Consider the following 22,665-nt stretch of genomic DNA (forward strand, 5'->3'; position numbering starts at 1 on the left):
AACTATTAAATATGATGAAAAGAAATAATTGGTAATTTAAAAATGGTTGGTTTTTTAGGGAAGGAGAGAAAATATGCATAATAAAAAATGGGATTTACGCATTATATGTGCTCACGCTTTTACAATTCTTATATGGGGAACTGCTTTTCCAGCAATTCGTATGGGGCTTGAATCTTATACGCCTGAACACCTTACTTTACTACGCTTATTAATCGCTTCATTTATACTTTTGTTATTTTCATTTATATACAAACTACGACTACCGGATTTAAAGGATATCCCAGCAATTTTTATATTTGGTGCTTTAGGGTTTACTATTTATCACATCGCATTAAATTACGGCGAAAAAACAGTAAATGCTGGATCTGCAAGTTTAATTATTTCAGTCACCCCAATAGTGACGGCAATTCTTGCTTCTGTTTTTTTGAATGACAAAATGAAATTAAATGGTTGGCTTGGTGGTGTAATTAGTTTTACAGGAATTGCCTTAATTTCATTTAGCCAGGGCGATGCTATTCAATTGAATAGCGGGGGATTATTTATATTATTAGCGGCGATTTCAGAAAGTCTATTTTTCGTTTTCCAAACATCTTACTTAAAAAAATACGGCTTCTTACCATTTACCATATATACAATTTTGTCTAGTACTGTATGTATGCTTATTTTCTTACCCGGAGTTTATCAAGAAATACTAGCAGCTCCTCTTGAAGTTAACTTGAGCGTTATATATTTAGGTGTCTTTCCAACAGTACTCCCGTATATTGCATTGGCCTATATTATATCTCGTGCTGGTGCTTCTGAAGCAACAAGTTCTCTATATTTAACGCCAATAACTGCGTGTTTCATTGCTTGGATATGGTTAGGAGAAGTGCCAACTTTAGTTTCGATAATTGGCGGAGGGATTACTATACTTGGAATTGTGATTGCTCATATACCGGTATTAAGAAAAGAAAAACATAGGAATTTAGCAAATAATCAATCCGTATAATGTAATTCAATAATAATTTTATGATACTTTTTTATATAGTTTCTTTCTTATGTTGATAAATATAATATTTTGTATTTCAGTTAAATATTGTATGTTACATTTTATGTAGTAAGCATTTTAAAAGGAGCTGACAACATAATGAATGGAAAAAGAAAAATTTTCACATGTATTTCTATTGTAGGAATCGGACTAGCTAGTTTTTCTAATTCTAGTTTCGCAGCAAGTGTAACGGACAATTCAATACAAAATTCTATTCCCGTAGTTAATCAACAAGTAGCTGCTGCAAAGGAGATGAAACCATTTCCCCAGCAAGTTAATTATGCAGGTGTTATAAAACCGAATCATGTTACACAGGAAAGTTTAAATGCTTCTGTAAGAAGTTACTACGATAATTGGAAAAAGAAATATTTGAAAAATGATTTATCTTCTTTACCTGGTGGTTATTATGTAAAAGGAGAGATTACAGGTGATGCTGATGGGTTTAAGCCACTTGGAACTTCAGAAGGTCAAGGGTATGGGATGATAATTACAGTATTAATGGCTGGTTATGATTCGAATGCTCAAAAAATCTATGACGGTTTATTTAAAACAGCAAGAACTTTTAAAAGCTCTCAAAATCCTAATTTAATGGGATGGGTTGTCGCAGATAGTAAAAAAGCACAAGGTCATTTTGATTCTGCTACTGATGGAGATTTAGATATTGCGTATTCTCTTCTTCTTGCTCATAAGCAGTGGGGATCTAATGGAACAGTTAATTATTTGAAAGAAGCACAAGACATGATTACAAAAGGTATTAAAGCTAGTAATGTTACAAATAATAACCGACTAAATTTAGGAGATTGGGATTCTAAAAGTTCACTTGATACGAGACCATCTGATTGGATGATGTCACACCTTAGAGCATTTTATGAATTTACAGGTGATAAAACTTGGCTTACTGTTATTAATAATTTGTACGATGTTTATACGCAATTTAGTAATAAGTACTCTCCAAATACAGGACTTATTTCAGATTTCGTTGTAAAAAACCCACCACAACCCGCACCTAAAGACTTCTTAGATGAGTCAGAATATACAAATGCATATTATTACAATGCTAGTCGGGTACCATTGAGAATTGTAATGGACTATGCGATGTACGGCGAGAAAAGAAGTAAAGTCATTTCTGATAAAGTCTCTTCATGGATTCAAAATAAAACGAATGGAAATCCTTCTAAAATTGTGGATGGTTATCAATTAAACGGATCCAATATTGGTAGTTATTCAACTGCTGTATTTGTTTCACCGTTTATTGCTGCAAGTATAACGAGTAGCAATAATCAAAAGTGGGTAAATAGCGGTTGGGATTGGATGAAGAATAAGAAAGAAAGTTATTTTAGTGATAGTTATAATTTATTAACTATGTTATTTATTACAGGAAATTGGTGGAAGCCTGTACCTGATGATAAAAAAACACAAAATCTAATAAATGATGCAATTTATGAAGGATACGATAATTAATTAAATTTGAGAATGGTTACTGAAGAAAGGAATTAGCATTCGCTAGTTCCTTTTTAATGTTTTGTAAAACATTATCCATTCTAAAATTCGCATAGATATACTTGCTTTTTTCATATACATAGTTATTGATGACTCTATGTTTTTATGAAGGGAGAGTATTTCTTGGAAAAAGTATTATTTTTCGGAGACCCAGGTATTGATGACTCATTTGCCATTATGTATGGTTTACTGCATCCCGAAATTGAAATTGTCGGTATTGTAACCGGATACGGAAATGTTGAGCATATACATGCTGCACATAATGCAGCGTATATTTTACAGTTAGCAAATAGACAAGACATTCCTGTCATTAGTGGTGCAACAAAACCACTTACAGAAGAAATCACTACGTACTATCCTGAAATTCACGGAGCAGAAGGATTAGGGCCCATCCATGTTCCAGAAAATATATTATCTATTCCAATATATAATTTCGGCAGTATTGCTGCGATTCTTATAAAGTACGGAAAAGATTTAACGATTGTTGATGTAGGAAGATCTACCTCGTTAGCAATTGCTTTTAATTTATGGAATGATTTAATGCTAAATGTAAAAGGAATCTATTTCATGGGTGGTGTTTTTTTAGAAGTAGGAAACGTTACGCCATTAGCAGAGGCAAACGTGTATGGAGATCCGATAGCAAGTAAAATTGTTTTCCATCAAGCAAAGAATTTATTCATATTCCCTTTAAATGTAACAAACAAAGCTGTGTTAACACCAAATGTATTTAACTATATTCAAGCTAATGCAAAGAATCCATTTCATATGATAATGAAACCAATGTATGACTACTACCTATCCGCATACCAAAAACTTAATCCATCTATGGAAGGACCTTTGCTACATGATGTGGTTGCAATAAGCGGATTAGTAAATCCAAGTTTTTTTGAATTTGTGCATCGTACAGTAAATGTAGATACATACGGAGATACGAAAGGACAAACATTTGCTGATTTTCGCCCTAGCTCTATATCTGATGGAGCCCATATAGCACTAGAAATAGATGAACAAAAATTCATTCAAGATTTTATAAAAATCATGTTATAAGTTGTTGTCGAAAAAGGGAAGTATTTCACTACGTTGAATATAAACATACATCCTCTATATAAGGGAGCTTACAATATTGAATGTCCAGTTAAAGGTTGTTACGAGAGACAATTGGGAAGATGCATTAAAGTTACAAGTTAAAGAAGATCAAAGAAAATTTGTCCCCGCTGTAGCAGTTTCACTTGCTAAAGTATATATAAAACCAGATGGTGACAATGTAGAGTACATACCATTCGCTATATACGATGGTGACCTTATGGTTGGTTTTGTTATGCATGCTGTTGTAATAGAGACATCGGATATGTATTGGATTAACGGATTTATTATTGATCAATCGCAACAAGGTAATGGTTATGGAAAAGCAGCATTACAAGAAAGTATTAATATAATAAAAAATACTTTTAAATCGTGTAAAGAAATAAGATTAACCGTACATAAAGATAATCTCTCTGCAAAGAAATTATATGAACGATATGGTTTCATATCATTAGGACAGGAGTATGATGGTGAGCAAGTATACCGTTTATTTGTTTAACTATTAAGAAGTAAAGGTGTGAAATGAAATATGCAATTTACTGAAGTGAAAATTGAAGTGTTCATTCCTGAAGAATATATTGAAACATTAAGGGATGAATTAAATAAAACTGGAGCATGTAAAACGGGCGAATATGACCATTGTCTTTCCTATAGTTCAGTGAAAGGATATTGGAGACCTTTAGAAGAGGCATCTCCTTTTAATGGAGAAATTGGTCAAATATGCGAAGGATAAGAATGTAAAGTTGAAATAAAGTGTAAACGAGAACTTGTAAAAGATGCTCTTGAAGTTATTAATGATATTCATCCGTATGAAACACCTATGATTTATATTATACCAATACTAAATGACTATTTTGAGAAACTATACATTAAATAACTAGGAGGAATATCAATTGAAAAGTAAATTTCATCATATTGTACGAGCAGTCATGATAAAAGATGAAAAATTATTAGTTGCTGAATATATCGGCCATCATTATTTTTTACCTGGTGGCCATGTTGAAATTGGAGAATCAGCAGAGAATGCATTAAAAAGAGAGTTAAGAGAAGAACTTGGAGTAAACTGTAGTATACAACAATTTTTAGGCGTCATAGAAAATCAATGGCAAGATAAAAAAGTTCTTCATCATGAAATTAACCACATTTTTGAAGTAGAGTCACAAGATTTACATACGGACTTAACACCGAAATCTAGCGAGTCTCATTTAGCATTTCACTGGATAGCTTATAATAAAGAAGCCTTAAATCATTATGAAATCATGCCAATGCCTTTAGTAAAGGAATTACTAGAAAGTAAGTTAAATGATGAACTCCTAAATTGTTGGATTAGTAATTTTTAAATCACTTTATTTATAGTAAATACGTCCATCGAATGAATATAAAGAAAATAGGCTAAAAAACAAGGTACATCACCTAGTGTAAGTTCATATTTTGTTGATGTACGCATTTAGTCTATAGTCTTGTTTCTACTTTGTTTAAAAGAATTTATTAACTTTAATATTTGGACGGAATTTACATTTATAAATGGAGGGTTTCATAATGAATCAGTTTCAACAAGAACTACAATCATTAAACCTTAATGATTATCAAACTGGCAATGTTGTGTATTGGGATCAACAACAAAGTCAATATCCATACTATTACATTCAAGACGATGCACGTCGTTGCGGCGGATGTGGCGGTTGCGGTGGACGTTGCGGTGGATGTGGCGGTAGATGTGGTGGTTGTGCAGGTCGTTGCGGTGGATGTATAGGATGCGCAGGATGTTTCAGTTGCTTTAATTGCTGGAACTGGTGGATCATTTAAGTATAGAACATCAAAGCTATTTTACATGAAAGAAAGGTGTGAAAATTATTTTGCACTTTTCTTTCATGCTGTAATTTTGATGTGTATTAAGGGGGATTTATTTGTATACATATGATAAGTTGATTTCTTGGGTAGAGGATATAAAAGAAAAAAATCATAGTTCTGCTACAGCACTTTGTATTATAAAAGATAATAAAATCGTACTAGAGCATTATAGTGGTTATCACTCAAATACATCTACAAGCAAGAAAGTAACAGAATCTTCACAATTTAACGTTGCTTCTGCTAGAAAAAGTTATTTAGGATTAATGATAGCGTATGCGCTTTATGAGGGAAAAATAAACTCTATTGATGATGAAGCGATAAAATATTTTAAAGACTTTGATCCTGCATTGCTTAGTAAAACGACGATAAGACATTTAGTAACACATTCGCACGGATTAGAAGAAACGAACGACAGGACAATTTTTCGTGAATTTGAACCGGGACAATCATGGGCGTATAGAGATATTAATGTAAGAATGATGACACGTCTTATTTATCAGCTATATAACAAAAGTTTTCCTGAATTGTTAAAGGAGCGTGTGTTTAAGCCTGCTAATTTTCAAGAAACAGGTTGGAGAGTTCAGCGAGATGAAAATTTAGTTGACGTTGTTAATAATCCAAATGAAGACGCAATTAGTGAAATTGGTACGGTAGATGACGGTACTGAAAAAAATTTGTTTGTCACAGCTAGAGAATTTGCGCAGTGGGGCAATCTTCATTTAAATCAAGGTAGGATAGATGATAAACAAATTGTTCGAAAAGAAGTTATAAAAATCGCTACGAGTTTGCAGAGTCCAACATATATAAACAAAGAGCTACCACAAAATGGATTGTTTTGGTTCATCCAAAATGAGCCTGCGCGATTAAGCGAACTTGGTGAACGTGTTCCAAAAGGGGCTTATCAAATATTAGGGATTACTGGACCGACCATTTTAGTAATACCTGAATATAATGTAGTTGTTGCAAAAATGTATAACAAAAGATATAACTACGGCGGTGATAATTACTTATATTATTTACGTGAATTTAGTAATTTAGTCGCTGATACATTTAGTAACGGTAATAGGGCATAATTACTCCTATAACAAAAAGGAGTGATTGAAAGTGAAAGATAAAGTGAACAAAAATAAAAAACAAAATATAAAAGATGTAAATACAGAGCAAAATGCGATTTATAGCGATCCTAAAGATGCAGCTAATATGCAAACTGTACCGCAACCGAAAGATTTTGATGAAATCGAATATTAATTTTTCATCCGACTATATGATGAATGAAAAATACGTCTTAAGTCTCATCACATATAAGAAATTATTTGATAACATATATACATAAGCATTTGAAAATGGCTTATCTTAACAAAACTTTCTTTAGAAACATCTGATATAACCTGCAAAAGGCACTTCTTTATGAAGTGTCTTTTTGTGTATATGAACTTAATTACCATTTTCCGTACAGTATCTTGCAATTTATGATGGATATACTAACTGTGAAAATTCATGTCAAGATAAAAGAAGGGGACAGTTAGTATGAAACAAATTTCTATAAATCCGTTACTAATTGTTCTAGGTACAATCATTGTTCAAATTGGCCTTGGAACAATTTATACATGGAGTTTATTTAATCAACCCCTTGTAAGTAAGTTTGGATGGAATCTTAATTCAGTAGCGATAACTTTCTCCATAACAAGTTTTTCTTTATCATTCTCAACTTTATTTGCAGCCAAGTTGCAGAAAAAATTAGGACTTCGAAAACTTATTGCTACTGCAGGAATTGTTTTAGGACTCGGCTTAATACTTAGTTCACAAGTTTCTTCTTTACCACTATTATATTTATTAGCTGGTGTCGTTGTTGGTTATGCGGATGGAACAGCTTATATTACATCACTATCTAATTTAATTAAATGGTTTCCAAATCGGAAAGGGCTTATTTCAGGTATATCTGTATCAGCGTATGGAATGGGCAGCTTAATCTTTAGATATATAAACGGAAATCTTATCGATAACCTTGGTGTATCACAAGCATTTTTATATTGGGGTATTATCGTGTTACTTTTAGTGTTAATCGGATCGTTCTTCTTACGTGAGGCAATTGTAAGTAATGCTGTAACTGAAACATTACACAATGACTATACTCCGCGTGAAATGATGCGAACGAAACAAGTATATCTGCTATTTTTTATGTTATTCACCTCGTGTATGGGTGGTTTGTATTTAATCAGTATGGTAAAAGATATCGGCGTACAACTTGTTGGACTTAGCGCAGCAACCGCTGCAAACGCCGTTGCTATGATTGCGATCTTTAATACAGTAGGTAGAATCATTCTTGGGACGTTATCAGATAAAATCGGCCGAATGAAAATTGTCTCTGCAACGTTTATTATTATAGGTTTGTCAGTCTTTACTTTAAGTTTTATTCCGCTAAATTACGGAATCTATTTTGCTTGTGTAGCAAGTGTCGCCTTTTGCTTCGGCGGTAATATAACTATATTCCCAGCTATTGTCGGAGATTTTTTTGGATTAAAAAACCATAGTACAAATTACGGGATTGTCTACCAAGGTTTTGGATTTGGTGCGCTTGCAGGATCATTTATTGGAGCGATACTTGGGGGATTTCAACCAACTTTCATTATAATCGGTATTTTAAGTGTTATTTCCTTCATTATTTCAATATTAATCCGTCCACCAAATGTAGAAAAGAAAAAGGAACTAAAACATTTACATCGGAAAGTAGCTTAATTTTAAAAAGAGTCCTCATGTTAGGGCTCTTTTTTATTCCATTAACTTTGCTTCTTTACGAACTTATTAAAGACAGGACAATTTCATTATAAAATTGAATAGATAAGTAAAAAGGAGCGTGACACTTAAAATGAAAATAGTACAGCAGTGGGTACAAGAAGATAGTGATTACATAAGAGAGAAAGTAATTGAATACAATCAAAAATATCTTGCAGATGAAGAAAAAACACCTTCAGAAAAGGTTAGTTTCATAGTAAGAAATGAAAAAGAAGAAATAGTAGGTGGGGTAACAGCAATAACTTTTTGGCACCATGTACACGTTGACTTTCTATGGGTTTCTGAAGAATATAGGCATGAAGGTTACGGAAGCAAGTTAATAAAGCTTATTGAAGAATTTGCAATTGAAAAAGGGTGTAGGTTAATTAATTTAGATACTTTTAGTTTCCAAGCACCTGATTTTTATAAGAAACATGGATATAAAGTAATTGGAGTAAGTGAAGATCATCCGAAAGGACATAATCATTATTATTTAGAAAAACGGTTAAAAAGTATATAGAATTTGTTAACGTTAGTATTTTAAATACAAATGCAATAAGGGCGAGGTTATTATTAATTTCAGTATTAATTGAATCAATTTTTATACTAAAACTGCAAGAACGTACTTTGGATAATCTTCCTAAGGTACGTTCTTTTTTTATATCAGTAGCCTATTCTTATTAACTCCACCAATAGTGGTAAAGGCAAGACTTAACTAACTTATATATATTAAAAGGAGTTAATGGTAGAATGAATAGAAGACAGAAAATTCCTTTTATTAAAAATAGAGGAGGTACATATGAAAAAAGTTAATGTTACATACGCGATTTTGTACGATAAAACTAATGAAAAGATTTTAATGGTAAAAAACAAAGGGGAAAATGGTTCTTATTATACATTACCAGGTGGCGCAGTTAAATTAGGAGAAACATTGGAAGAAGCAGTAATTCGAGAAATAAAAGAAGAAACAGGGTTACATATAAACGTAAAAGGGATTTGTTCTATCAGCGAAGCCTTTTTCGAGGAAAGAGATCATCATGCAATTTTCTTTAATTTTCTAGGTGAAATAATTGGCGGAGAGACATATATATCAAGGCCAAAAGAAATTGAAGAGATTACTTGGATGGAATTACATATAGCAGCTCCATATTTACGCATACCAGAACATTTACTAGATTTATTACAAAAGAAAGAAACAGTACCTTATTTTTTTAACGGAACAATCGTTCATCAATCTTCATAAAAATATTATCTCATGTAAGGCGGGGAAAACATGGAGTTTATCGTTAATCACAAACAATTCACTCAAGCACTTTCAGAAGTAAGTAAAGCAATATCAACAAAATCTTTAATTCCTATATTATCTGGTATAAAAATAACTGCAGATCAATCTGGAATTACTTTAATCGCAAGTAACTCGAATATTTTTATCGAAAAATTCATTCCTGTTTCAATTGAAGACGAAAAGATTGCAACTATTTTAAAGGCAGGAACTATTGTTGTACCTGCAAAGTATTTCATTGAAATAATAAAGAAAATGCCAAGTGATATAGCAATAAAAAGTAAGAATGAGCAATTAATTACGATACAATCAGAAGAAATCACATTAAGTTTAAATGGATTTCCTGCAGATGAGTTTCCGAATGTACCGCTTATAGACAATCATGCAGAAATCAAAGTAGAGACAGAGCAATTGATTGAAGTATTTAAACAAACAGTCTTTGCGGTAGCGAAAAATGAATCTAGACCTGTTCTTACTGGGGTGCATATAGAGTTATCTAATAATAAGTTAATTTGTGCTGCAACTGACTCACATAGACTAGCGATACGTGAAACATTGCTTTCCTCAGATGTAAAAGCAAATTGTATTGTACCAAGCGCAACCATTAGTGAACTTCTAAAATTAATGAACAGCAATTCAGAATTCGTATATATCTATCTTTCAGAGAGTCATATTATATTTACGCTCGGAACAACTACATTATATTCAAGACTAATCGAAGGGAAATATCCTAATATTTCTAATCTTATTCCGAACGACTTTAAAACGATTATTAACATAGATAGAAAAAAGATATTACAAGGTGTAGACCGATCAAGTTTATTAGCAAGTGAATGGGCCAATAACAATGTTAACTTAGAAATCATAAACGAATCTACAATTAAAATTTCTTCAAATGCTTCTCAAATTGGGCAAATATCCGAAACGCAACAAATAGATGCGATTCAAGGTGAAAAACAATTAAATATATCTTTCGATGGGCGTTTTATGGTTGATGCTTTAAGAGCAATAAAAGAAGAAACGATTACTTTAAGTTTTGGAGGTTCTATGCGACCGATATTGATTGAAGCAGGAGAGCAATCTGCAGCAGTACATCTTATATCGCCAGTAAGAGCTTATTAAGGATAGAGGAAGGGATTAATAGACAAAGCAGCAATGGTAATCTGAAATACAAAGCAAAATAATAATAACCTGAATATAAAAGCCATAGATTAATCGATATGGGGTGAGTACGATGAAGAAAATAATTGTTTTACTCATTGGTATAGTTTTAATTATTTTTGCTTTTTATCAATACAACAAAAAAGACTATGCAGCTAAAAGTACTAACTTGTATGTAGAAAACTTTAAAGGGGAAAATGATTCAATAAAAATACAATCTGCTATTAATAAAGCAGAGTCTAGTAAAATTAAAACTGTATTGCTTGATGATAAAAAGTATAAAATCACGTCACCAATCATTGTTAAAAAAGGTGTGAAATTATTATTTGGTTACGGATCCCAATTTGTAGTTGAGGGAAACTTTAGAGTTTTAGAACTAGAGAAAAACGCATCCATTGAAGGAGCGTATATAACTATTGACGATCCTAAATTTAACTCTGAAGTTATTTATTTAGACGGTAAAAATAAATATTATAACACTTGGAACAAAACACAAATAAAAGATATAAATATTATCAATTGGACGGAAACGAATAAAGGTACCGGAATTTCTTTATACTCTGCTGGAAAAGAAAATGAAATTTCGTTTGTTAACTTCGAAAATATTAAAGTTGTAGGAATGGAAACTGGACTGAAATTAGTAGCGAAAAAACCGAGCACCGGACAAGCTTGGATAAATGCCAATCGTTTTATGAACTTTTCTTTAGAAGACTGTGTAAATATGATTTATATGGATAGTCAAGTAACTACGCCAAATGAAATTAGTGGGAATCAATTTACAAACCTTCAAATACAGCCTTCAAATAAAACAAAAAGCATTATACAGGTAAGTGGTCAACATAATGAATTTCATGGGATGGTGTGGGATTTAAATAAAATAAAACATGAAAACGAACTCATTGAACTGACTGATAAGAGTATGAATACAGTGGTTGAAATGTCCAGTGTACCAGCAAATAGAGTTTTAGATAGTGGGAAATCCAATATTGTGAAATAAGTTTAAATACAAAAAAAAGAGCGAATTCTTTATAAGAGGATTCGCTCTTTTTATATTTTAAAATTAAATTTCCTTCCACCAAGCGGATGAAGGATAATTTGTAGATTTTAACGTAATAGATTCACCAATTTGAGGCGTTGTAATTTTAACTCCTAAACGGTTAGCTTCTTTCGTAACACGTTCTATCGGGTCACTCCATTCGTGTAATGCTAATGTAAAAGCACCCCAATGAATCGGAAGAAGTAATTCTCCTTGTACATCAATATGAGCTTGTACAGTTTCTTCAGGCAACATATGAATCGCAGACCACCTCGGATCATATTGTCCGCATTCCATCAATGTAAGATCGAATGGACCATATTTATCACCAATTTCCTTAAAGTGAGGGGCATAACCGCTATCGCCACTAAAGAAAATTTTAGTCTTTTGACCAAGGATAAGCCATGAACACCATAATGAACAATCTCTATCTGTCATACTTCGTCCAGAGAAATGCCTTGCAGGAGCACAAACTAACTTAATATTATCAAATGTAATTTCGTCCCACCAATTATGTTCAATAATTTTACTAGGCGAAACACCCCATTTAATAAGATATTGTGCAACTCCAGTTGGAACATAAAAGTGCTTTGCGCGATCTTTTAACTGCATAATACTTTTGTAATTCAAATGATCATAGTGATTATGAGAAATGATAATCGCATCAATTTCTTGAAGGTCATCACGTTCTAAAGAAAAAGTACCACTATAGCGTTTACTATTAAACAAAGGAAATGGGGAAGAGGCATCTCCAAACATAGGGTCTAATAATAGTTTTTTACCTTCTATTTTCAAAAGAGAAGCAGAATGGCCAAACCATGTAACACTCTCTAACGATTCATTATCTTTATTTGATAAAACGATAGGCAAATCCTTTATAGGACGCAGCTTTGATTTTATTTTAAAGTAATCCGTCATTAAACTTATAATATCTTTCGGTTTAAAACTCATATCAGTATGAATTTGATTTGTATATTTCTTATTCATTCGTTCTCCTTTTTACGATTAACAATTTACGTATGTTGTTATTGTGGCTATTTGTAGTTTAAACTATATTATTTTACCTTTCATCTAAATTGCCTTGTATTTCATAAATTCGTCAAATTCATTATTTGTATCTATAAAGTACAAATTGCACAGTGGCAGCTAAAACAAATATTAAGTACATGTAAATTGTTTTTATTTAGTGAATTCCTTCTTATACGCAACAAAGAACATACGTTTCGTTGTATGTTATAGAAGAAAATATGTCTCTAATAAAAGAAAGGAAGGAGAGGATGTAAGTGCACATAGAGCGAAAAAAGAAATCAAAATGTAAACTATCAAAATCTGAAATCATGCATTTGTATACTGAAGGGAAGAGCACCTCAGAAATCGCCATGCTCGCTAATGTGTCTGCAAGGTATATTCGTATGGTTTTATCAGACAATAACGTACCAAGACGCGCTATAGGGAGTTGGAAGAGAAAGTATGACATAACAGAAGATTATTTTAAAACGTGGTCAAACAATATGGCTTATATTTTAGGGTTTATAGCAGCAGATGGTGTTATACAGAAAGAAAATCAATGTGTCAGTATATCTCAAAAAGAAAGTTATATTTTAGAAGATATAAAAAAAGAACTAAAAACAAACCAGCCACTTTATCAAAACAAAAAAACAGGCGTATATATGCTAAATATTAATAGCAAAACAATAAAAGACGACCTTATGAACATACACGGAATTATGCCATGTAAATCATTTAACATCGAATTTCCTTTTGTACCAGAAGAATATTTGCATCATTTTGTTCGTGGGTATTTTGATGGGGATGGTCATGTTAACTCTCACAAATACTTTGTTAGTTTTGTTGGTGGATCATATAATTTTATGAATTCTTTTAAAGATATCCTTGAGAATAATAAATTCCAATTAAGTTTTGTTGACAAAGAAAAACAATATCGTATTTACCTAAGTGGTAAAAATAATGTTAATAAATTTTCACGGTGGATTTATAAAGATAAAGGTTTACATTTAAAGCGTAAATACAATATTTTTCAAGAAAAAGAATAATTGTAATGATAATCGAATAATTCACAAACAAGTTCAATTATAAAATTAAAATTCACGATGAATTATTAATTGAAATCAAAGTAATTGCTAAAGCAAACAAATTATAAATATAGTTTAGTCAAATTCAAAGCAAGTTGCTTTTTATTATGTTTTATTAATGATTATTTACGCTAATCCTGCATCAACGAACTATTCACTAATAAATAAAGAAAAGGGAAGTATACCAAATGAAACTAACCTATAATAAGTTTATTACTTTTTTCTAGTAGACATAATATATATTATAGGCAGTTATAGAAACAAAGTAATATCAGGTATCAAAAACCAAGTAAACTATACTTAATGAGACGAAACAGAGATTTTTAGTGAGATTCACATGAAATCTTATCTAAACAAATTTCTTCAGTTTTTATCGTTTTTATTTGTTATAAATTCATCACAGCAAATCTTAATCAATAATCGCTTAAGATTTAACGAATTAAAAACATTTTTGATTGGCAAGAAATTTTTATACAGAAAAATTATTTCTATACAAAATATAAATTAGTAATTTTATTTTATGTTTTACTTAATGAATTTATTGCTATTTGCACATGTTTTACAACTTTACATTATTTGTTGTTATTTCTGTTATTTAGACTTGACTTTCATTACACTCATTGTTTTTTATCCTAGTTAACATAACGCTTATTTTTAACATAAAAAAATCCTCCTCACCTTCAGGAAGATTTTTTGTTTGCTATTATTTTATTTATATCTTCTAGTAACAATCCCAATTGTAAATGACATTGGAAAAATCTAGATTTAACAAATCTTCCTTACGTATAAAGAAATTAGCAACCCCAGAATCGCCCCACATAATATTTAATGAATCGTCTGTATCGATTTGCAGCAATAATATGTCATGTTGCTGGTATTTTTCTTCCCATTCCCTTGGATCTGTCTGTGTGAAAAATGGATAACCACCAATTTTATGTCCTTGATCCTTACATAAATCATCATACAGTTCGCCTAATTCTGTATTATTTTCTTCATCAACAATTTCTTCCCAATCAATGTTATCACTAAAAATCATTTCAAATCGATAATCTCTTGGTGTTACTGGTTGATATGCCAACTCAAACTTTAGTTTTGCTGCTTCGGGTATGATAAAATTCTCTAAATCTAAAGTGTTTAAATAACTAAAATCAGTAATAACCTTATTTAAATCTTCTATAATTGTAGAATGATAAATAATTCGAAAGTCTTTTTGGACTGTTGGATGATCAAAATCTGCTCCAAAAAGATCTTCTTCAGCACTTATGAAAAACTGTAACATTCCATGTTGAGGCATATGTTCAATATTTGGTATTTCTTCAAGGTTTAACTGCGCAAGTAGCATCATAGGTTGTCCGTTTGAGTCTTTAGGATGCTCTTGATCTATAGGTAAATACGGATATCCACCAAACTTACTTTCAAAAAGCGTTGTCTCTGCTTGCGTTCCAGACACTTTAACATACGGTTTCACACTTTCTTCTAAAATACTACGATACTGTTCTAGTTCTTTCGGAATTTGAAGTTGATACGTATTCTTCACTACATTTGCCTCCCTTTAGTAATGAATTGAAAATGCCTAACTTAATTATATAGTAAGCGATAGCTCAATTGAAAATCGTTAAAAATCCATTTTCACCCTCATTTTTTGCGCGCTTGGTGGACAAAGTAGATTATGTTCTAATACCTTTTTATTAATAGTTCGAATTAAATCCGCTGTTTCTGCAGTATTTGTATTTTCTTTTAGCTTTTCTTTTAAATCGTCAATTTCTTTTGAAAGCTCAATCCACCTAGGTAAAACATGATTATTTGCTAAAGTTCTATAAAGTTGCTTTTCAGGATTGTACGAAAGATCTTTATCAAGATTAAGAGGTTTCCCTTTACCAGGCAAATGATCAAAAGACCCTTTCTTTTCTGCTTCTTTAACGATAGAACTAATATGATCTTCATACGTATAGGACCAAACTTTCTCATCTTTTACTAAAATCTCTTGCTTTTTTAGTTTTTTATCTAGTTCTTCTTGATTCATAGATTCTCTCTCCTTTTTATTTTCTAATGCCCTTAACCCATCGAATAGCTTTTCTCGCCACCATACGCTATCATGTCCGCCTTGAAACTCTTCGTAAGTGGTTTTGGTGTTTCATTTCTTCTAAAGCTTTATATAGCCGTCTATTAGCCGTTAAAAGAGGTTCGTTTTCAAGTTCACCTACTGCTATGTAAGTATTGAGGTGAGTTGCATTAGAATCTATTAATGAAATTTGATTTTCAATCCAAGGAATTGCATTTTCATAATCGTCCTTTTTCCAATGTACGGATCCAGACATTGACAACACATTTCCGAAAATATGTGGATTTTGAAGTGCTGCATAAAAAGCTGCTAAGCCACCAAGACTGAAACCAGCAATTGTTGTATGATTCCTTTCTTGATAAACGTGATACTTAGATTGAATCCACGGAAGTAATTCCTTTGTTAAAAATGTATTCATTTTATCGTTATAAGTTAGCTCTTCTAATCGATCAACAGGATCTATAGTAACAGCAATACACGATGGGATTTCTTTTTCGTAAATTAAATAATTAAGTGTTTTTGTGATTGAAAGGTCATTAATGAATGAATTCCCATCAAATACAATGAGAAGTTCTTGAATATGTGAAGTGTGAGAATAATCATGAGGCGTATAAATATGAATTTTGCGTGTGTTATTTAAAATCGAACTATAAAAAGAATATGTTTCAATCTTTCCGGATGGATAATCATTTGAAGGAAAACGACTGCTATATTGCACCTCCATTCCTATGTTTAACACAGACGCTTTATTGGTACCTTCTCCAAATGTATTTCGATTAAATTGGTCTATTTCGTACTGTTCACTACGCTTTATCCAATCATTTTCGAAAACATCGTTTACTGAAAAATAGTACGTTGAAATAAAACTCTTATCCGTCCTAAACGTTACATACCAAATATCTGTCTGTAACAATCGTTGTAATTGATTTACAGACAGATCCCAACCAGGAAAACTACCGAATACATAAACATTTTCAGTATTTTGATCGCCTAACCATATATACGTTATAAGTTTATACTGATTATCTGCAGGGCATTGTTCTATTAGTGGCGTGTGATTTGACTTGATTTCATGCAAAAAAGTATAAAGAGCTTTTTTGTTTCCATTCTTTAATTGATTTTTAAGCTTCTCTAACTTAGGACTGATTATTGTAGTCACCTCTCTTTCTCCTTTGTAGTATTTATTCTATATGTAGTTTTTTTCATTAGAATCCCTATATAAAAGTAGTCGTAAGTTATTTGTTTAGCGAAGTTATTTATTAGAAAAATAATCAATTGCCTGAATAGAAAGTTCTAATGATTTTATTCTTCTTTCTAAAAGCGTTCTTTGAGGACTCCCAAGCTTTGACTTAACGTAAATCTTTTCAATTGATGGAAGCAAACCAATTAGAACATTACGAGCTTCTGCTAAATCTTCCTGAGTATAATGATGAGTTTCTTGCTTCCAAACACTTTCTAACATAGCTAAGCCGATACTAGCTGCTTTGAGTCTTTTTTTCACTAAAGTAGTATTTGATCCTTTTTGAGTCATCTGTGATAAGGCATTTTCAAGTTTACTAATTGTTGACTGTAAAGATTTTATTGATTCTACTTTATCTATATTTGATACGTTTTTCATGTTAATGTTATCCCTTCTACGTTGCTAACTTGTTTTGTTTAATGTTTAATGAAATCCTTAAAAGCTTGATTTCACTCGAAATATTTTAACATAAATAACTAACTGTATTCGAGTTGGACAATAACTTAAAGTAAAACAGCTATTCCTCTCTCCTCCCCTGTATCATTCTATTATATGTACTTCTTTCTTCTCATTAGAATTCCTATATAAACTAGTTGTTAATATTGAATGTTTTATGAACAAAAAAACGTACAAGTAATGTAACCTGTACGTTTTCGCTTTTATTCAGTAAGGTAATAAAGTAATAGCTTTCTGGTCTTCTCATAACTTATGAAATCTCTATACAAAATGGGATAATTCACAATTTCTGTTTCTAGAAAACGATATTGCGGAAACCACTCGAAAAACGATTTTCTTAACCACTTTATTTGTTGAAACGTAATGTTCTGTTCGTTTCCATTTAGTACAGAATTTAAAGTAGCTGCTGTATGCATCCAATAATGATTAAAATCAGCGTTTATACAGTCATCTTCGGTAAATTTACTTTTTAAATCTCGCTGCAATTTTGCTGTAGCACGATAAGGAAACGGTTTATGAAGTGGACTATGCATTTTCTGCAATTCCTTAAAAATAATTCGTTTTCCTAACTTCAACTTTCCACCCCTTTATTTCTCTATCCAATTTAATAAGTTTTCATAATGATATTGAGCATCGATATACCCAAGATTATATAGATTAACGAGCTTTTCCTTATTTCTTTCTATTCCGCTTATAGGAAGCTGTACACTTGGTTGAATTACATAAAAATTATCTTTTTGTTCTTCTCGATTCATATAAGATATCGTCTCATTATAAAAACGATAATGGTCTACTAAATTCTCTGCGATTTTCGGATATTTTCTATATAAAATTTTAGCCAGGCCTGAAAATTTATTTCGCTGCTTCTCATATCCTTCTGGCTTTGTCATAATTACAACGTTCTTTTCATAACCATCCTTTTGGGCTTTCAAAACAGGTATAGGGTCTATAATCCCTCCATCTAATAATTTTCGATTATTATATTCTACAGCAGGTGCTATAAACGGCACAGAGCTAGATGCACGAATAATTTTTAAAATATCATTTCCGTGTTCTGCTTTATTATAATAAATGGCTTGTCCTGATTCGCAATCAGTTGTCCCTATAACAAACTGTTCATTACAGTTTAAGAAAGTTTGAAAATCAAATGGTACAATTTTATTAGGTACTTCATCAAATAAAAAATCCATTCCGAATAATTCACGTTTTCGAATTAAGTTTCGATAAGATATATACCTGTAATCTGATACTAGCTCTGTATTTACTTTCTTATTTCTACCTTTTTGACGTGACAAATAGGTTGCTCCCATACAGGCTCCAGCTGATACGCCGACTACATATGGAAAGAATAAGTTCTTTTCCATGAAATATTCGAGTACACCTGCAGTATATAAACCTTTCATTCCTCCGCCCTCTAATACTAAACCAATATTCTTCATGCTATATCCCTCTGCTTCTTTTTTCTTAATTTCATATTAGCATAAGATTTTAAGATGAGGTTATATAAACTAATTACAACAATAACCAGAAACTACTAAAGTAATGTCATAATATCTTTGTGAGTAACATGTTACAATATAAGTAATTCATTCCACATATATTAAAGGAGGAATTTAATATGGGTTTATTTAGCGGTATTTTAGGAAATGCATCAAATACGAGTTCTGAAAGTGTAGAACGTGATTTAGAGAAGATTATGCTAGACGATGAAAAAGTAGAGCATGCTTATAAATTAATTCGTGATCTAATCGTATTTACAAATCGTCGTCTTATATTAGTAGATAAACAAGGAGTAACTGGCAAAAAAACAGAATACCATTCTATTCCTTATAAAAGTATTACACAATATAGCATCGAAACGGCTGGGCATTTTGATTTAGATGCAGAACTTAAAATTTGGGTGTCTAGTATGGAGGAACCAATTACGAAAGAATTTAAAGGTGACGATAGTATTTTAAGCATTCAAAAAGCGCTAGTAACCTTTACGACAAAGTAGTGGTTTTTGTATCTTTATTCATTTTCAAAATTACTAACCCGAGTATTTTGGAAGAACATACATTATTTTTGTATATTTAATCTGAAATAACATAAAAAGGTAAAGCGTATTTTAAATGCTTTACCTTTCTTTTTTGTAATAAACAAGTGTAGTTTTATCATTTAATTTCTTTATTACTTCTGTTCTTTTATACCCCATTTTCTCGTATAGAAAACAATTTCTTTCTTCTTCTAAAATCGTAGCAAGTTCAAAACTTCGTGCTTCTGGAAACATTTCTTCAATTAAAATAAGTACCTTCTGAGCAATTCCTCTCCCTTGATAGATTGGATGAATAAACATTGGATTAATCCAAAATTTATAAGGTAGTTCTTTTGCGGATATACATATTGCTCCAACAAGTTTCGAATCTATTATCACCTTATAAAAATTACTGCTGGGATTATTTATTCTAAAAATAGTTTTTTCAATAGTTTCATTTGCTGGATTTGTTTCATAGTCTTTATATTTATGTAATAAAGAGCTAAATGAGTCTATTTGCATTTGAAATATAACTTCTGCATCAGTTTCTGTCACCTTTTCTAATATAATCTCCATGTTACCAATTTAGACGCTTTCTTAAAGAAGTAATATGAGCGGTATGGTGACGACCATGCCATGCATATAGTCCTATTGCAACAGCAAGTTCTGTTTCACCAGTTTCAGGATGGTTAAATGTCTTTTCTAAATCTTCAATTTCTAGAGAATATAAAAGGTTAACCCATCTTTTATGTAATGAATCTAGCATTACTAGTGAAACATCTACCGGTAATTTTGAATCGGGTAACTCTGCCCACTTCTCTTCTTTATACGGTTTAATAGTTGGATTCTTTTCTGTAAGTGCTAATTTGAAGCGTATGTAGCTATTCATATGGCTATCAACAACGTGATGAACAACTTGACGGACAGTCCACCCTCCAACGCGATATGGTGTATCTAACTGCTTCTGATCTAAATCTTTAATTGCCTTTGTTAGTTCATTAGGTAAATCTTCAATTTCTTGAATCCATGTATCAATCATTTCTTCAGTTATAGGACGTTTGTATGTAAATTGGCCAATTGGATAACGTAAATCATTCATGAATAAGTCCTCCTTATTATAAGCGCGAAGTATTTCTCCAAATATAGTGTACAAACTTCACATGTTCTCCATGTAATTCTACAGATGTTATATCTGATTCATTTTGATAAGAAGAAAATCCGCTTTTTTCTAGTACAATTTGTGATGCGAGATTATTAGTCGTTGTTTTAGCATGAACTTCAGTAATTTCATTATTTTTCGCTACATCTAAAATTAATTTTACGGCTGCTGTTGCAACTCCTTTTTTAGTAAATTTTTCTCCGACCCGATACCCGAGGGAACTAATTCGAGTTTCCGTATCTATATCTACTAAATTAATTCGCCCTACAATTTCTTTTTCTTCATTACGAATTAAATAAAAATAAGAATCTCCATCCGCTTGTTCTATTAATAAATCGTCTAGTAGTTTTTGGAAATATTCAAATTCAAAATATTTTGAGCCACGATTTGGTACCATTGTTTCAAAAAAAGATTTATTCGTAAGTTCAAACATAAATAAATCCTTAGCATCTTGTTCCTTTAGTTGCTCTATGTATATTTCCATCCCGTATTCTCCTTCTTGATTTACTAACTGTTATACATTCTTTTTTAATCAATTATATTCCTGCTATTTCTTTCGATTAAGTAATATAGATAGTAACACTTTCGGATGAAAAAGATGAAATGGATTACGAATTAAGTTCATCACTCGTACTAACCGAATATAAACATCAGAATTACTTGCAGATAGTCGATATATTTGTTTCGTATACCATAGCTGAAATTTTTGTTTTGTAGTTAATTCTCTCTTTAGTTGCGGGTGACGTGATATTTCTGTTGTTGTCATATCCCAAGGGGTTTCTATTATAGTAGCTGCCTTTTTATAAAATTGTTGTGTAAATGTTTTATCAAGTTGTTTTCTATCTTGCAAAAGTAATTGCAATTGGTGAGCCTCCATAGCAGCAACTGATACGCCTTGGCCGAAAACGGGATCAAAACGACATTGCGCATCTCCAACAACTAATAATCCTTCTGGTACATTATTCACTAAATCAAATCGCCGGCGTACTTGATAAGGAATTTTGTATGTCTTTATATCAGTAATTCCCTCGGCCTTGTTTAAGAAATCTGTAACATTAGAAATTGATAGGTTTTCAGCAAAATCATAAAACTCATCATCTGTTTGTGGTGCTTTCTCGTTTGCGTATCCACTGAAAGTAACAAAATAACGATTATCTTCTATCGTTTGAATAAGAACGCCATAAGGGTTATCAGGGAAACTCGGAGACATTAGCACATTGCAACAGTCTAATTTCTCATTTTCTTTAAGTTTGAACATTTTCGTTGCGTAAAATAAATCAATACGAACTTTCTCTTCTTGTACTTCAATTTCGTATTCTCGTAGCCACTCTATACTTTTTGAGCCAAATCCACTCGCATCAACTACAAGATCCGCATGAACTTCTTCTTGTGTGTTTGTCTCTAGATATTTAACTTTTACTCCACACACTTTGTTAAGCTTTGCATCTACCAATAACCCTTTAACCAATGTTTCATATTTAATAGTAATATTTGAAATTTGATGTATTCGTTTTTGAATATGCCATTCTAGCAAAGGACGACTTTGTTGAATCATATGTACTTCCCCTATGAATGGCTGTTTCCATAGACCGAATTGATGCCATTTCAAATCACGAGTAAAGTTATTTACGATACTACCTGCTTCTATTAATTCATTCGTAATATTAGGAAACAATTCTTCAATTGCGTTTTCTCCACCTTTTAATAACACGTGAGGATGATTACTTTGTGGAACTCTTTTTCTCGAAGACTTTCCATCCCATCTTTCACCAGCTTCTATAATGATTACTTCTTTAAAAGAAGTTGATAATGCTTTTGCTGCAAACTTTCCTGCCATACTTCCACCAATAACGATAGCCTTATTAAACATATTTTCCCCCTTAATAAAAAGAGATCCTGCCTTGTATGAATGAAACAGGATCTTAAACT

Annotated in this window: 26 protein-coding genes and 1 pseudogene; 16 read left to right on the plus strand and 11 right to left on the minus strand. The window is 31.7% G+C overall.

Annotated elements, in window-relative coordinates; genetic code table 11:
• Positions 1-73: 73 nt before the first annotated feature.
• The 14 genes and pseudogenes from NST90_RS12965 to NST90_RS13030 all read left to right on the plus strand — a co-directional run bounded on the left by NST90_RS12965 (position 74) and on the right by NST90_RS13030 (position 11,673).
• Positions 74-988, plus strand: coding sequence for a DMT family transporter (locus tag NST90_RS12965; protein ID WP_025709387.1), 915 nt, complete (start codon positions 74-76; stop codon positions 986-988).
• A gap of 138 nt (positions 989-1,126) precedes the next feature.
• Entirely contained in the window at positions 1,127-2,488 is a 1,362-nt protein-coding gene (locus NST90_RS12970) for a glycosyl hydrolase family 8 (protein WP_001013592.1), read from the plus strand.
• Between the two features lie 162 nt (positions 2,489-2,650).
• A complete protein-coding gene (locus tag NST90_RS12975; protein WP_025709391.1) occupies positions 2,651-3,574 on the plus strand; it encodes a nucleoside hydrolase in 924 nt (307 codons plus the stop codon).
• Positions 3,575-3,650: 76 nt separating this feature from the next.
• Positions 3,651-4,109: a GNAT family N-acetyltransferase gene (locus NST90_RS12980; RefSeq protein ID WP_046392770.1), complete on the plus strand. Its 459-nt coding sequence runs from the start codon at positions 3,651-3,653 to the stop codon at positions 4,107-4,109.
• 30 nt (positions 4,110-4,139) lie between these two features.
• A pseudogene (cutA, locus tag NST90_RS12985) lies at positions 4,140-4,487 on the plus strand (divalent cation tolerance protein CutA).
• Positions 4,488-4,503: 16 nt separating this feature from the next.
• On the plus strand, positions 4,504-4,950 hold the full coding sequence (locus NST90_RS12990; RefSeq protein WP_025709396.1) for an NUDIX domain-containing protein: 447 nt from the start codon (positions 4,504-4,506) through the stop codon (positions 4,948-4,950).
• Between the two features lie 199 nt (positions 4,951-5,149).
• The gene (locus NST90_RS12995; RefSeq protein WP_001071389.1) at positions 5,150-5,416 is read left to right on the plus strand and encodes a heterocycloanthracin/sonorensin family bacteriocin; all 267 of its coding nucleotides are present in this window, start codon (positions 5,150-5,152) and stop codon (positions 5,414-5,416) included.
• 101 nt (positions 5,417-5,517) lie between these two features.
• Complete coding sequence (locus NST90_RS13000) at positions 5,518-6,534, plus strand: serine hydrolase domain-containing protein (protein WP_046392771.1); 1,017 nt, start codon at positions 5,518-5,520, stop codon at positions 6,532-6,534.
• Between the two features lie 31 nt (positions 6,535-6,565).
• Positions 6,566-6,709, plus strand: coding sequence for a hypothetical protein (locus NST90_RS13005; protein ID WP_000653680.1), 144 nt, complete (start codon positions 6,566-6,568; stop codon positions 6,707-6,709).
• Positions 6,710-6,988: 279 nt separating this feature from the next.
• Positions 6,989-8,197 (plus strand): OFA family MFS transporter, encoded by a 1,209-nt coding sequence (locus NST90_RS13010; RefSeq protein ID WP_046392772.1) that lies wholly within the window; start codon positions 6,989-6,991, stop codon positions 8,195-8,197.
• 130 nt (positions 8,198-8,327) lie between these two features.
• On the plus strand, positions 8,328-8,753 hold the full coding sequence (locus NST90_RS13015; RefSeq protein ID WP_000706906.1) for a GNAT family N-acetyltransferase: 426 nt from the start codon (positions 8,328-8,330) through the stop codon (positions 8,751-8,753).
• 279 nt (positions 8,754-9,032) lie between these two features.
• Positions 9,033-9,476 carry an NUDIX hydrolase gene (locus NST90_RS13020; RefSeq protein WP_046392773.1) on the plus strand — a complete coding sequence of 148 codons (444 nt, stop codon included), beginning with the start codon at positions 9,033-9,035 and terminating at the stop codon, positions 9,474-9,476.
• Positions 9,477-9,506: 30 nt separating this feature from the next.
• A complete protein-coding gene (gene dnaN, locus NST90_RS13025) occupies positions 9,507-10,637 on the plus strand; it encodes a DNA polymerase III subunit beta (protein ID WP_000394489.1) in 1,131 nt (376 codons plus the stop codon).
• Positions 10,638-10,749: 112 nt separating this feature from the next.
• A complete protein-coding gene (locus NST90_RS13030) occupies positions 10,750-11,673 on the plus strand; it encodes a hypothetical protein (protein ID WP_044306484.1) in 924 nt (307 codons plus the stop codon).
• A gap of 63 nt (positions 11,674-11,736) precedes the next feature.
• Here the strand turns inward: NST90_RS13030 and NST90_RS13035 are convergent, their stop codons facing one another.
• Positions 11,737-12,699 (minus strand): MBL fold metallo-hydrolase, encoded by a 963-nt coding sequence (locus NST90_RS13035; protein WP_046392774.1) that lies wholly within the window; start codon positions 12,697-12,699, stop codon positions 11,737-11,739.
• Positions 12,700-12,995: 296 nt separating this feature from the next.
• On the opposite strand from NST90_RS13035, the gene NST90_RS13040 reads away from it, so the two are divergent.
• Positions 12,996-13,766 carry an LAGLIDADG family homing endonuclease gene (locus NST90_RS13040; RefSeq protein WP_000546826.1) on the plus strand — a complete coding sequence of 257 codons (771 nt, stop codon included), beginning with the start codon at positions 12,996-12,998 and terminating at the stop codon, positions 13,764-13,766.
• A gap of 760 nt (positions 13,767-14,526) precedes the next feature.
• Here the strand turns inward: NST90_RS13040 and NST90_RS13045 are convergent.
• The 6 genes from NST90_RS13045 to NST90_RS13070 form a co-directional block, all read right to left on the minus strand.
• On the minus strand, positions 14,527-15,342 hold the full coding sequence (locus tag NST90_RS13045; RefSeq protein WP_006929708.1) for a YwqG family protein: 816 nt from the start codon (positions 15,340-15,342) through the stop codon (positions 14,527-14,529).
• A gap of 78 nt (positions 15,343-15,420) precedes the next feature.
• The gene (locus NST90_RS13050; RefSeq protein ID WP_006929710.1) at positions 15,421-15,828 is read right to left on the minus strand and encodes a DUF1992 domain-containing protein; all 408 of its coding nucleotides are present in this window, start codon (positions 15,826-15,828) and stop codon (positions 15,421-15,423) included.
• Positions 15,829-15,898: 70 nt separating this feature from the next.
• On the minus strand, positions 15,899-17,026 hold the full coding sequence (locus NST90_RS13055) for an alpha/beta hydrolase-fold protein (RefSeq protein WP_006929712.1): 1,128 nt from the start codon (positions 17,024-17,026) through the stop codon (positions 15,899-15,901).
• A gap of 93 nt (positions 17,027-17,119) precedes the next feature.
• Positions 17,120-17,485, minus strand: coding sequence for a hypothetical protein (locus tag NST90_RS13060; RefSeq protein ID WP_000800305.1), 366 nt, complete (start codon positions 17,483-17,485; stop codon positions 17,120-17,122).
• Positions 17,486-17,766: 281 nt separating this feature from the next.
• Positions 17,767-18,138, minus strand: a complete 372-nt coding sequence (locus tag NST90_RS13065) for a YxiJ-like family protein (RefSeq protein ID WP_000765936.1) — start codon at positions 18,136-18,138, stop codon at positions 17,767-17,769.
• 12 nt (positions 18,139-18,150) lie between these two features.
• Entirely contained in the window at positions 18,151-19,002 is an 852-nt protein-coding gene (locus NST90_RS13070) for a patatin family protein (RefSeq protein ID WP_016122609.1), read from the minus strand.
• 179 nt (positions 19,003-19,181) lie between these two features.
• On the opposite strand from NST90_RS13070, the gene NST90_RS13075 reads away from it, so the two are divergent.
• A complete protein-coding gene (locus tag NST90_RS13075; RefSeq protein ID WP_000522476.1) occupies positions 19,182-19,559 on the plus strand; it encodes a PH domain-containing protein in 378 nt (125 codons plus the stop codon).
• Positions 19,560-19,679: 120 nt separating this feature from the next.
• Here the strand turns inward: NST90_RS13075 and NST90_RS13080 are convergent, their stop codons facing one another.
• The 4 genes from NST90_RS13080 to NST90_RS13095 all read right to left on the minus strand — a co-directional run bounded on the left by NST90_RS13080 (position 19,680) and on the right by NST90_RS13095 (position 22,606).
• On the minus strand, positions 19,680-20,153 hold the full coding sequence (locus tag NST90_RS13080; RefSeq protein WP_283748163.1) for a GNAT family N-acetyltransferase: 474 nt from the start codon (positions 20,151-20,153) through the stop codon (positions 19,680-19,682).
• Position 20,154: 1 nt separating this feature from the next.
• Positions 20,155-20,676 carry a YfiT family bacillithiol transferase gene (locus NST90_RS13085; protein WP_006929720.1) on the minus strand — a complete coding sequence of 174 codons (522 nt, stop codon included), beginning with the start codon at positions 20,674-20,676 and terminating at the stop codon, positions 20,155-20,157.
• Positions 20,677-20,692: 16 nt separating this feature from the next.
• On the minus strand, positions 20,693-21,220 hold the full coding sequence (locus tag NST90_RS13090) for a GNAT family N-acetyltransferase (protein ID WP_016122611.1): 528 nt from the start codon (positions 21,218-21,220) through the stop codon (positions 20,693-20,695).
• A gap of 63 nt (positions 21,221-21,283) precedes the next feature.
• Complete coding sequence (locus NST90_RS13095) at positions 21,284-22,606, minus strand: FAD/NAD(P)-binding protein (protein WP_000482056.1); 1,323 nt, start codon at positions 22,604-22,606, stop codon at positions 21,284-21,286.
• Positions 22,607-22,665 lie beyond the last annotated feature (59 nt).

This window comes from Bacillus sp. FSL E2-8900, from assembly GCF_037966225.1.
GTDB lineage: Bacteria > Bacillota > Bacilli > Bacillales > Bacillaceae_G > Bacillus_A > Bacillus_A cereus.